The following is an 11,753-nucleotide window of genomic DNA, read 5'->3' on the forward strand; positions in this document are numbered from 1 at the left end:
CCGCCTGTCCCTACCGATCGTAGACAAGTGTCGTACAAACAAACTAAATATTTCGTATATTTGCATCCCGGATTAATATCCGGGATTTTTTTGTGTGCCGAGGTGACATTAGGTACATTATTATTTATCGTATAAACATTATTATCGTATGTATACCGTAATTAAACGTATGGAGATCTCCGCTTCCCATAGCTTGAGATTGTCCTACCCCAGCAAATGTGAGAATCTACATGGTCACAATTGGATGATCACGGTTTATTGCCGCTCCAAGGAATTAAACGCCGATGGCATGGTAGTCGATTTCAGCCATATCAAGAGATCGGTGAAATCCCTGTTGGACCACCAGAACTTGAACGATATCTTGCCTTTCAACCCGACGGCGGAGAACATAGCCTTTTGGGTATACGAGCAGATCCCGTCTTGTTTCAAGGTAGAGGTAAAAGAGTCTGAGGGTAATACGGCGATCTATGAGGAAGATTAACGAGATATTCTACAGCTTGCAAGGCGAAGGGTTCCATACGGGGACTCCCGCCGTATTCGTCCGCTTCTCCGGTTGCAACCTGAGATGTGGCTTCTGCGACACCCGCCACGAGGAGGGCGTGATGATGACGGACGAGGAGATCGTGGAGAAGGTATCTTCCTTTCCCGCACGGATGGTGATCCTGACGGGAGGAGAACCTAGCCTCTGGATCGACAAGTCGCTCATATCCCGCTTGCGTGAGGCGGGGAAACAGGTCTGTATCGAGACCAACGGCACACGCCCCCTGCCCGACGGCATCGACTGGGTGACTTGCTCGCCCAAGGAGAACGCCCCGGTGGTATTGGAAAGAGTCGACGAGATAAAGGTGGTTTATACCGGGCAAGACCTGTCCGCATACGCCGAAATCCCCGCACGGTACCATTTCCTGCAACCCTGCTCCTGCCAAAATACGAAAGAGGTAGTGGATTACATCCTCCGGCATCCCCGGTGGAGACTAAGTCTGCAAACCCATAAACTGATCGATATCCAATAGATAGGATGAGACGGGGGCATGCCCCGTCTCTACTGCTATAGATAACGGACTTCTTTACCTCTCACGGCGTCATTCACCTCTCCATCGCCATAGGCCAACTCGCCATTCACGAAAGTCTTCCATACACCATGGTGGAACGTATAGCCCTCGAAAGGAGACCAACCGCATTTGTACAAGATATTCTCCTTCGATACCGTCCAAGTCCTCTCCGGATCGATCAATACGATATCGGCGTAGTATCCGGGACGGATGTATCCCCTCCTATCGATACGGAACAGCTCCGCCGGCATATGCGCCATCTTCTCGACCACCTTCTCGTACGTGAAACGGCCTTCCATCGCCAGCTCCAACATCGTGATCAAGGAGTGCTGGATAAGCGGTCCTCCGGAAGCCGCCTTCAAGCAAGAGCCTTGCTTCTCCTCCGGTAGATGCGGGGCATGGTCGGTAGCCACGATATCGATCGTATTGTTATTGACCGCCTCACGCAGCGCCGCGCGATCCTCGATCGTCTTGATAGAAGGATTCCACTTGATACGATTACCGAATTGGGCGTAGTCGCCGTCATGAAACCACAGATGGTGCACGCAGACCTCGCCGGTTATCTTTTTCTCGCTCAAGGGAAGATGGTTACTGAGCAACGATAATTCCTTCTCCGTGGAGAGATGCAGGATATGCAAACGGGAATCCAAGCGGGTAGCCAGTTCAACCGCCTCGGCCGAGCATTGGTAGCAGGCCTCCTCGCTACGGATCTTGCTATGGAAAGAGATATCCAGATCCTCGCCATGCAGGTTCGTGTAATACTGGATATTACGCCGGATCACCTCCTCTTTCTCCGCATGGATGGCGATCAGCATACCGGCCTCGCCAAAGATACGCTCCAACGAGTCTTTCTTGTCCACCAGCATATTTCCCGTAGACGAGCCGAGAAAGAGTTTCAGTCCCGGCACACGGCTACGATCCAGCCTGCGGATCTCGTCCATATTATCGTTTGTCCCACCGAAGAAGAAGGAGTAATTCGCACGGGAGACCTCGGCGGCACGGTTGAATTTCCATTCCAGATCGGCGATCGTCGTGGTCTGTGGCTTCGTGTTCGGCATATCCATGAAGGTCGTCACGCCACCGGCCACGGCCGCACGGCTCTCGGTCCCGATATCCCCCTTATGGGTAAGCCCGGGGTCCCGGAAATGCACCTGATCGTCGATAACGCCCGGTATCAACCATTTCCCCGTAGCGTCGATCACTTGGTTCGCCTCGGCACGCACGTTCCCGGGAACCTCCCCCTCGAACACCGCCGCGATCTTATCCCCCTCCACCAACACCGAGCCGATAAAAGAACGGCCCTCGTTGATGATTCTCGGATTTTGGATTAATATTTTATTCATCTTTCTTATCCTATTATAAATTGTCAAACTCTGTTTTCATTAGGCATGGCTCGCATGTTTCCTCGGATACTTCCTGAAGAAACTCCACCATTTCAATTGAAGGACGCCGAATAAAGCCTCCCCGAATATCGAAGAGTTCATCTTGGAGACACCCAAGGCACGGTTGATAAAGATGATCGGCACCTCCACGAGCTTAAAGCCGCACTTATAAGCCGTAAACTTCATCTCCACCTGAAAGGCGTATCCCTTGAAATGGACACGGTCCAGATCGATCGTCTCCAGCACCTCACGGCGGTAACATTTAAAACCCGCCGTCGTATCCTGTATCTTCATACCCGTGACGATACGGACATACACCGAGGCGAAATAAGACATCAACACACGGCCCAACGGCCAGTTCACCACATTCACCCCGTTGCAATACCTCGACCCGATGGCTACGTCGGCACCCTGCCCGGTACAAGCGGCGTATAGCTTCGGCAGGTCATTGGGATTATGACTGAAATCGGCGTCCATCTCAAAAATAAAATCATATTTATGCTCGATAGCCCATTTAAAACCCCGGATATAAGCGGTACCCAATCCCAGCTTCCCTTTACGCTCCACGATAAAAAGACGCTCCGGGAACTCCTTCTGCAAGCCCTTCACGATAGCCGCCGTCCCATCCGGAGAGCCATCATCGATCACCAAGATATGAAACACTTTCTCCAGCCCGAACACGGCACGAATGATATTCTCAATATTCTCCTTCTCGTTGTATGTAGGAATAATGACGATACTGTCTGACATATACTTTAATCAATTAATTTTTAGCTCATTATATATACGACTGTAAACCATTTGTAAATTACTCTCCAAAGTTACATATTTTTTCTGTGTAAATCTATCATCCAGTTAGCCCATTCGTCTGTTCCATGATAAGCAAATGTATTTTGGCTTTTCACCCAACTTCCCCGATTTCCCCCTAAATGCCTAATACTCAAATTAAGTTGCTTTATTCTTCCACTTTTATTCGATTATTCCAGCGTTTTTCCGTAAGTTTGTCTTCATTAATTTCTAACGCTTGTAAAATTAAGTACTATGAATATACAGCAACTCGAATATATCCTAGCGGTGGATACTTATCGTCATTTCGCAAAGGCAGCAGAGCATTGTAGGGTGACACAACCGACATTGAGTATGATGATCCAAAAGCTGGAAGACGAACTAGGTATTAAATTGTTCGATCGAAACCTACAACCCGTTCGCCCCACACCTGCCGGACGTAAGGTTATTGAGCAAGCGAGAAATGTCCTCTATCAGGCTTCTCTTATCAAAGATATCGTGAACGAGGAGGAACAGTCATTGAAAGGTACGTTCCGCTTAGCGGTGCTACCGACTATCGCCCCTTATTTACTACCTCGCTTTTTCCAGCAATTATCGGAAAAGCATACGGATCTTGACATCCGTATGCTGGAAATGAAAACCGCTCCCACTATGGCCGCCCTGCAAAACGGGGAAATCGACGCCGCTATCATAGCGAACCAACCCACTGAATCCAATTTACAAGGAGATATATTATATTATGAGCAATTCTTCGGATACGTGGCTCACAACGAATCTATATTCAAAAAGGATTTGATCCGTACCGCCGATATCAACGACGAGCGGTTGTGGCTGTTGGACGAGGGACATTGCTTCCGTGACCAGCTGATGCGTTTCTGCCAGATGGAGAAGGTAAAGGTTCGCCAAGCCGCTTACCGTTTAGGTAGCCTAGAGACATTTATGCGTATGGTGGAAAGCGGTAACGGTATTACGTTCATCCCGGAATTGGCTACCCTGCAGTTAAGTAAAGAGCAGAAAGAATTGGTACGTCCGTTCGCCATTCCCAAGCCGACACGGGAGATCGTCTTTGTCACCCGTAAAGATTTTATCCGGCATACCGTAGCGGGTATTTTAATAGAGAGCATCAAGAAAGCGGTACCTAAAGAAATGTTGACTTTGCAGCCCGGACAAAAGGTTGTGTGATTTTTTTGATAAATCCCATAGGGTATTTCTTTCCTGGGCGATCATATAAGTACAAAGTGATTATTTACCATTAAAACAATACAAATATGAAAGCGCTCTGTAAACAAACTATGGGATTTATCCTGATGATACTGTTGGCTTGCGGTGTAACCTCTATAAAGGCACAGGATAGCGCAGACGATGAGTTTATCACTGTCAGCGGTGTAGTAAAAGACAAGCAAACACGAAAAAAACTGGAATACGTAAATATCTCTATTCCGGGAACCAACGTGGGAACGATCACCAATAATGACGGTGAGTTCTCTATCAAAGTGAAAAACGGCCTCCATGCCAGACAAGTAGAAGTATCGCATATCGGATATTTGAATGGCTTGATCCCCGTAAACGATAAGGACATATTAGAATGTACGGTATTACTCGAACCGAACATGAATACGCTCAGCGAAGTCATTATCCGGGCCGGAGATCCTCGATATATCGTAGAGGAAGCGATTGAGAAAGTAAATAAGAATTACATTACCACGGGTAGCATGCTTACTGGGTTCTACCGGGAGACCGCACAAAAAGGCCGTCGCTATATCAATATATCGGAAGCGGTTATCGATGTTTACAAAACTCCCTATAAGGACAGGAACGTGGAACGGGATCGGGTACAGATCTATAAAGGACGTAAATTATTGAGCGAGAAGGCTAGCGACACATTAGCCGTGAAATTATTGGGAGGCCCTAACCTATCCGTTTACGTGGATGTGGTGAAGAATCCGGATTTATTGCTCGACCCGAATATCTTACCTTATTACGCCTTCCGTATGGAAGAAAGCGTGATGTTAAACGACCGACCGCATTACGTAATCAGTTTCCAACCTCAAGCGATCTTGCCTTACGCCTTATATTACGGTAAATTGTATATCGATAAGGAACGGCTTTCCTTCAGCCGTGCGGAATTCGCCCTCAGCATGGATGACCGGAATAAGGCTACCGAGGCCATCCTCCGCAAAAAGCCTTTTGGCTTGCGATTTAAACCCGTGGAGGTAGCTTTCCTCGTAACTTACAAAGAACGTGACGGCATGAGCTATCTGAGTTATATCCGCAATGAGGTTCGCTTTAAATGCGACTGGAAACGAAAACTTTTCTCTACCAACTACACGATCGTATCCGAGATGGTCGTTACCGATGGTAAAGAACAAAATAACTCCATCCCCTACCGGATGTCTTTTAAAGCGGATCAGTCTCTATCCGACAAGGTATCGGACTTCGCCGACGAGAACTTCTGGGGAGCTTACAACATTATCGAGCCTACCGAGTCTTTGGAGAATGCGGTATATAAATTAAAGAAGCAACATAAAAATTGACCGTGTAAATATACTATCGACAATGATATGGACAAATCATTATCTTTGTCTATTATCAATTATCTGTTGAAACCAAATTATTATGGATTTGTTCGTACTCAAAAAGATCAAGGAAGGGGATATTAAAGCATTCGAAAGTATTTTCAGGCTTTATTATACCCCTCTTTGCCTGTACGCAACCAGTATAACAGGAGAGCAGGAAGTCGCAGAGGAGATAGTTCAGGACTTGTTTTATGTATTCTGGAAAGAAAGAGAATCTCTTCCAATCTTACGTTCCATCAAGAACTACCTTTATGGAGCTACCCGGAACCGGTCCTTACAATATCTGGAGCATCGGGAAGTACGATACCGATACCGGAATACGGTTTTAGCCGGAGAGAATCCGGAATCCGAATCGTATACCCCGCAAGATCAACTTGAGTACAAAGAATTGCAATCCTTGGTCAACCGGGCATTAGGTAAATTGCCCGAACGCCGCCTCCGGATCTTTCGGATGCACCGTTTCGAAGGAATGAAATACGCGGAGATAGCCTCCAGCCTCTCATTGTCCATAAAGACAGTAGAAGCGGAAATGACCAAGGCACTACAAACACTAAGAAAAGAAATCGAGAATTATACCTAACAGTTATGAATCAAATAGAAAAAAATAAATTGAAGACAGACCAAGCATGGGAACAATTATACACTCGCTTGGAGCAAGACGGGCTGCTGGATAAGCCAATTTCCGGTACACAAATCCCATACCGGATCGGACTTATGAAATGGGCCGCCGCTATCGTTATACTCTGTGTATCGGTAGCTACGGCTATTTTCCTTGGACAAGAACGGACACCGGAAACCACTCTGCTCACCCTGCATAATAACGAGGCTTCCACCACCTTGGTCACGACTTTGGAAGACGGGTCTATCGTTTATCTGGCCGATAACAGTCAGTTAAGCTATCCGGAACATTTCCAAAGAGAAAAAAGAGAGGTGTCTCTACTAGGAAACGCCCTTTTTGATGTAAGCGGGAATAAGGAACGTCCTTTCCTAATCGAGACAGAGCAGGCCCGGATCGAGGTATTGGGAACCTCATTCAATATCAAAAGCTCGGATAAAAGCGCCTTTGAATTGGCCGTTCGCCGGGGATTAGTGAAAGTGACACTCAAGAAGAACGGAGAACAAACGCTGGTAAAGGCCGGTCAAACCGTATCCTTATTCTCCAACCGTTTACAAGTAGCTCCGACTCAAGATAACGAACAATTTTCCGATTACACCCGCCGTATCCAGTTTAAGGATGAGCGCTTAGGAGATATCTTGCATGTAATTAATCTAGAGTATCCGATGATGCCATTGAAGACAACGGCTGATTTAGAGAATAGACGGCTGACCGTTAGTTTCTATAATAACTCACCCGCAACGATGGCTGAACTGATCTGCGCGGCGTTAAAACTAAAATGTACGCAACAAAATAATATATGGATGATTTCCGAACCTTGAGACAGCTGATCGTAGGATGGTTGCTGTTACTCGTAGCTCTCATCCCTATGAATGCCCAGAATGGTAACGTACTGGGACAGGTCATACGATTGCCTAAATCAAAAGGAAATATCTACCAATTGCTGGGACTCGTCACGGAACGTTCCGGCTATCTTTTTATATACGACAGTAAGATTATCGATAATGAACAAACAACATCGATAAAAGGTGGAGATTATACGATACAAGAAGCTATATACGCTATTACCGGTAATAAAAATCTGGCGATCCGTGCGATAGAGAACCATCTCTTGCTTTATCTGCCAGAGAGTCCCTCCGCTCCTAAAAGCGCATCCGTAACTCCCGATTCCATACAAACCTATTTCTCGATAGAAGGTTCTTTACAGGATCAATATACCCATGAGCCAATCGCATTCGGATCGGTAGGAATCGGTGAGGCCGCTATTGGCACCATCACCAACCAGAATGGAGAGTTCCGATTGAAATTACCGGACTCACTCCGGTTATCCAAGGTACGTTTCTCTCATATCGGCTATCTTCCCCAAGAGATAGATAGTCGGGAGTTAATAGATAAACATACCGTCTTATCTCTAGAGCCTAAAGTAATCTCTATCCAAGAAGTTATCGTGCGTCTAACCAATCCGAAACGCTTATTACAGGAGATGCTGGACAAGAGAAGAAGCAATTATTCCCAGCACCCGATTTACCTTACCACATTTTACAGAGAAGGCGTTGAACGTAAAAAAGGACTCGTAGGACTGACCGAGGCTGTTTTTAAGGTATATAAGGCATCTTACCACAGCAATGCCTTGGCCGATCAAGTGAAACTACTAAAGATGCGCCGCATTAGTAACGAGCAGGAAAAGGACACGTTGATCACAAAAATGAAGTCGGGTATCTACTCCTGCCTTGTCTTGGACTTGATGAAACAGTTACCGGAGTTTCTGGATCCTAGCCCGGATTCACCCTATACATACGCCCATACCGACATCACGGTAGTGGATGATCGACTTGCTAACGTCATCTCTTTCGAGCAACGAAAGAGTATCAATGAACCGCTTTATCGGGGACAGATATATATCGACATGGAAAATAATGCCTTATTAAGGGTGGACTTTGAGGTCAATCCCCAATATATCGAGCAAGCGGCCGGCATGTTCGTCGAGAGAAAAAGCCGGAATTTACGGATCACGCCCCAGAAAGTAGCCTATACGGTATCTTACAAGCAATGGAATGGCACCTACTACATTAACCATATCCGGGGAGATCTGCATTTTAAAATTAAAAAAAGAAGACAACTTTTTAACACAAATATTTTACATACTTGGTTCGAAATGGTTACCTGTAAGATAGATACAGCCAATGTGAACCGCTTCTCACGCATTGAATCCCTTCCAACCCGCACGGTTTTCTCGGATACTCACTTCAACTACGACGAGGGTTTCTGGGGAGATTTTAACGTAATATTACCCGAAGACAAACTGAATGAGGCTATTAGCAGAATCACCTCAAAGATAGAGGAAACGAACTACTAATCCCCTGAAAATCATAAAGAGAGCCTTTTCGCAAAGGCTCTCTTTATAGGTTTTTAATAGGTATTAGTCTTTAAGGCAAAAAGATTGTTTAGGTTATCTGCATGCAAAGATGGGCTAATTAATATAATTGAGCAAATAAAAAAAGATATTGTACAACACATTTTTTTAAGTTTATCGAAACTTCTTTGCAGCTTGTGTTACTTTTTAACAATTACAGACTCCAATAGATCATCTGATGGATGCTACCTCGATAGACTCCTTTCACGTCCGCCAACACGGCATGTTCATTCGTGATCGACATGAAGTAGGACTCATCCAGCTTCAAATAAGTCGTATGAGCGACAGCTACCACTACCGCATCATATTTCTTCCCGGGCCTCTCTACTAACCGGATACCGTACTCTTGCAATACTTCCAAAGGGGAAGCGAACGGATCCATCACATCGACCTCGGCTCCGAAGTCCTTAAACTCATTGATAATATCGGCTACTTTCGAGTTACGTATATCCGATACGTTTTCCTTAAAAGTCATACCCATCACCAACACATGCGCTCCTAGGATATTTTTCCCCTGCGAGATAATCTTTTTCACGACCTTCTTTCCGATATACCGTCCCATGGAATCGTTCACGTAGCGACCGGAGTTGATCATCTTCGTGTGATATTGCAATTCTTTGGCTTTATGCACCAGATAGTAAGGATCTACCCCTATACAATGCCCACCTACCAATCCGGGAGAGAAAGGCAGGAAATTCCATTTCGTTCCGGCGGCTTTCAATACATCAAACGTATTTACCCCCATTCGATCGAAAATAATGGAAAGCTCGTTCATAAGGGCTATATTCACGTCACGCTGGGTATTCTCGATAATCTTGGCGGCTTCGGCTACCTTGATACTAGGCGCACGGTGCAACCCCGCTTGAACGACCAGCTTATAGACTTCCGATATCGTTTCCAAAGCTTCGGCATCGCAGCCGGAAACGATCTTCACGGTATTTACCAAGGTATGTACCTTATCACCCGGATTGATTCGTTCCGGTGAGTATCCAACCTTAAAGTCCTCTCCTACTCTCAACCCTGAAACCTCCTCCAAGATCGGGATGCAATCCTCTTCCGTACATCCCGGATATACGGTAGATTCGTATACTACATAATCGCCTCGTTTAAGGACTTTGCCTACCGTGCGGGTCGCACCCAACAAAGGGGATAGATCCGGCTCGTTATGGCTGTCTATCGGGGTAGGAACAGCTATAACGTAAAAGGAAGCCTCCCGCAACTTTTCTATAGAAGAAGTAAATGTGATATCTTTATGTTCAAATACCTCAGTAGGAAGCTCACCACACGGATCAATACAGTTCCGAAGCTTGTCCAAGCGATCCTCGTTGATATCAAATCCGATAACGGAAACATGTTTAGCGAATTCCATCGCGATAGGAAGCCCGACATATCCTAGTCCGATTAGGGCAAGTTTCGTTTGTTTATCTAGTAACTTTGTATACATCTTATTATTTCATCATTCTACTTAAAAGTCCGGGTTCCAAGGAGTGTCCCAAACAGACGAGATTGTATGCAAATGTAGCAATCTTCAGTTTACCTAACGGAATAAAGGATGTTTTATTTCATAAAGAAGGTCCCTTATCTCGTTTCCAAAATAAGGGACCTTGTCTTCTAAGTATAAATATGTTTCTTTTACTGCAAACGCCGGATACCTATAGCCTTGTTATATTGGGCTAAAGAAGCCTTTTGCTGATACCAAGTCTGGATCAAGCTACTGTAAGACTGAATCCATGACAATTGGGCGGAGAGCACATCCAAGATCGGTAGTTTACCCTCGTTGTAGCTGAAGGTATTCAAATCAAGGTTCTCCTCGGCAATCTTACAAGCCTCTTCCGCGACGGTAATTTGTTTCGTATACTCGGTTAGGCTTGTCCATGCGTTCGCTACCTCTTGAGCGATCTTATCACGCGTATTGTCCAAGGCGTATTCCTTACTACGAAGGATGGCCTTCTGGGAATTTACCTCCTTGAAACGGGCTCCCCAACGGAACAAAGGTATCTTCAAGGAAGCGAAGACGGCCGGAGTCCACAACTGGTCCGAACCTTTCACGTTCAACATCGGCGTACCCCAAGTACCTTGAAAACCGATCGCCAAAGACGGGTTATATTTCGCCTTCGACAAATTGATCTGTCTCTTTTGATACTCTATGTTCAACTCGGAAATAGCGTAGTCCGGACGATTCCGAAGAGCTACATCCTCTCCTACTTGCAACGGCAAAGCCAGATAGGTCGTAATGGAATCTTCCACCTCGATCGGGTCTAACGGAGACACACCCATCAATGAGTTCAGGTTCTGTAACGCGATCTGATATTCCTTATAAGCCGAGCTTTTATTCAATTCCGCTTCTTTCAAGCGGGACTCCACTTGCAATAAATCGGTCTTGCTGATCTGGCCGTCATTGAAACGGATCGTCAACACGTTCGCCAACTCCCCGACAATGTCTACATACTGACACATCACATCGTACATACCTTTACGTGCGGCGGCCGTCCAATAGTTCAAATCGGCGGAATAAACGATATTATCCGTTGTCAATTCTTCTGCTTGCTCGGTGATCTTGCCTTGTACCTGAGCTGCCTTATAGTTATTATAGATCTGTCCACCGGCATAGATGGGCTGGCTCACCGTAGCGCCTAGGCTATACGTATTATGGTCCATCTCTACGGACATGCCCGGTCCGAAATCCAAATCATATTTATTGATACGATACTGATAACTGCCGGAGAAGTCCACCGAAGGGAAGAAACCGGTCTTAGCGGCCTTGATCGCATGCTGCATAGCGATACGCTCCTCAGAGCTTTGCTTGATCTGACGGCTGTATTCAAGGACCCGTTCCTTATATTCCACAGCCGATAGCCGGGTGTCTTGCGCTTTAGCGGACAAGGCACCCAACAATAAACAACCTATGATTATTTTATTTCTCATACC

11 protein-coding genes are annotated in these 11,753 nt (G+C 46.0%); 7 read left to right on the plus strand and 4 right to left on the minus strand.

The window, feature by feature from the left end; translation table 11 throughout:
• The first annotated feature begins 148 nt into the window (after positions 1–148).
• Complete coding sequence (locus tag BDI_RS06500) at positions 149–481, plus strand: 6-pyruvoyl trahydropterin synthase family protein (protein ID WP_005856525.1); 333 nt, start codon at positions 149–151, stop codon at positions 479–481.
• Positions 468–1,013: a 7-carboxy-7-deazaguanine synthase QueE gene (locus tag BDI_RS06505; RefSeq protein WP_011966388.1), complete on the plus strand. Its 546-nt coding sequence runs from the start codon at positions 468–470 to the stop codon at positions 1,011–1,013. The genes BDI_RS06500 and BDI_RS06505 overlap by 14 nt, the downstream gene beginning before the upstream one ends.
• 35 nt (positions 1,014–1,048) lie before the next feature.
• Here BDI_RS06505 and BDI_RS06510 read toward each other — a convergent pair whose 3' ends face one another.
• Together BDI_RS06510 and BDI_RS06515 are read right to left on the minus strand one after the other, a co-directional pair.
• Positions 1,049–2,395 carry a dihydroorotase gene (locus BDI_RS06510; RefSeq protein ID WP_011966389.1) on the minus strand — a complete coding sequence of 449 codons (1,347 nt, stop codon included), beginning with the start codon at positions 2,393–2,395 and terminating at the stop codon, positions 1,049–1,051.
• A 39-nt stretch (positions 2,396–2,434) separates the two neighbouring features.
• The gene (locus BDI_RS06515; protein WP_005856519.1) at positions 2,435–3,184 is read right to left on the minus strand and encodes a polyprenol monophosphomannose synthase; all 750 of its coding nucleotides are present in this window, start codon (positions 3,182–3,184) and stop codon (positions 2,435–2,437) included.
• Between the two features lie 291 nt (positions 3,185–3,475).
• Between BDI_RS06515 and BDI_RS06520 the strand changes: the two genes are divergently transcribed.
• From BDI_RS06520 to BDI_RS06540, 5 genes are all read left to right on the plus strand, one after another.
• On the plus strand, positions 3,476–4,402 hold the full coding sequence (locus tag BDI_RS06520) for a hydrogen peroxide-inducible genes activator (RefSeq protein ID WP_005856517.1): 927 nt from the start codon (positions 3,476–3,478) through the stop codon (positions 4,400–4,402).
• Positions 4,403–4,488: 86 nt separating this feature from the next.
• Entirely contained in the window at positions 4,489–5,754 is a 1,266-nt protein-coding gene (locus BDI_RS06525; RefSeq protein WP_005856515.1) for a carboxypeptidase-like regulatory domain-containing protein, read from the plus strand.
• 82 nt (positions 5,755–5,836) lie between these two features.
• Complete coding sequence (locus BDI_RS06530) at positions 5,837–6,376, plus strand: RNA polymerase sigma-70 factor (RefSeq protein ID WP_005856513.1); 540 nt, start codon at positions 5,837–5,839, stop codon at positions 6,374–6,376.
• A 5-nt stretch (positions 6,377–6,381) separates the two neighbouring features.
• Complete coding sequence (locus BDI_RS06535; protein WP_009276021.1) at positions 6,382–7,233, plus strand: FecR family protein; 852 nt, start codon at positions 6,382–6,384, stop codon at positions 7,231–7,233.
• Complete coding sequence (locus BDI_RS06540) at positions 7,212–8,768, plus strand: STN and carboxypeptidase regulatory-like domain-containing protein (RefSeq protein WP_011966390.1); 1,557 nt, start codon at positions 7,212–7,214, stop codon at positions 8,766–8,768. Before BDI_RS06535 ends, BDI_RS06540 begins: the two co-directional genes overlap by 22 nt.
• Before the next feature lie 211 nt (positions 8,769–8,979).
• On the opposite strand, the gene BDI_RS06545 is transcribed toward BDI_RS06540, so the two are convergent.
• Positions 8,980–10,269, minus strand: coding sequence for a nucleotide sugar dehydrogenase (locus tag BDI_RS06545; RefSeq protein WP_009017917.1), 1,290 nt, complete (start codon positions 10,267–10,269; stop codon positions 8,980–8,982).
• Between the two features lie 188 nt (positions 10,270–10,457).
• On the minus strand, positions 10,458–11,750 hold the full coding sequence (locus BDI_RS06550; RefSeq protein ID WP_005856505.1) for a TolC family protein: 1,293 nt from the start codon (positions 11,748–11,750) through the stop codon (positions 10,458–10,460).
• Positions 11,751–11,753: the final 3 nt, after the last annotated feature.

The organism is Parabacteroides distasonis ATCC 8503 (assembly GCF_000012845.1).
Lineage (GTDB): Bacteria > Bacteroidota > Bacteroidia > Bacteroidales > Tannerellaceae > Parabacteroides > Parabacteroides distasonis.

Coding starts and splice junctions, on each gene's coding strand:
- BDI_RS06500 (WP_005856525.1), top strand. CDS start 149: ATGTATACCGTAATTAAACGTATGGAGATCTCCGCTTCCCATAGCTTG.
- BDI_RS06505 (WP_011966388.1), top strand. CDS start 468: ATGAGGAAGATTAACGAGATATTCTACAGCTTGCAAGGCGAAGGGTTC.
- BDI_RS06510 (WP_011966389.1), bottom strand. CDS start 2,395: ATGAATAAAATATTAATCCAAAATCCGAGAATCATCAACGAGGGCCGT.
- BDI_RS06515 (WP_005856519.1), bottom strand. CDS start 3,184: ATGTCAGACAGTATCGTCATTATTCCTACATACAACGAGAAGGAGAAT.
- BDI_RS06520 (WP_005856517.1), top strand. CDS start 3,476: ATGAATATACAGCAACTCGAATATATCCTAGCGGTGGATACTTATCGT.
- BDI_RS06525 (WP_005856515.1), top strand. CDS start 4,489: ATGAAAGCGCTCTGTAAACAAACTATGGGATTTATCCTGATGATACTG.
- BDI_RS06530 (WP_005856513.1), top strand. CDS start 5,837: ATGGATTTGTTCGTACTCAAAAAGATCAAGGAAGGGGATATTAAAGCA.
- BDI_RS06535 (WP_009276021.1), top strand. CDS start 6,382: ATGAATCAAATAGAAAAAAATAAATTGAAGACAGACCAAGCATGGGAA.
- BDI_RS06540 (WP_011966390.1), top strand. CDS start 7,212: ATGGATGATTTCCGAACCTTGAGACAGCTGATCGTAGGATGGTTGCTG.
- BDI_RS06545 (WP_009017917.1), bottom strand. CDS start 10,269: ATGTATACAAAGTTACTAGATAAACAAACGAAACTTGCCCTAATCGGA.
- BDI_RS06550 (WP_005856505.1), bottom strand. CDS start 11,750: ATGAGAAATAAAATAATCATAGGTTGTTTATTGTTGGGTGCCTTGTCC.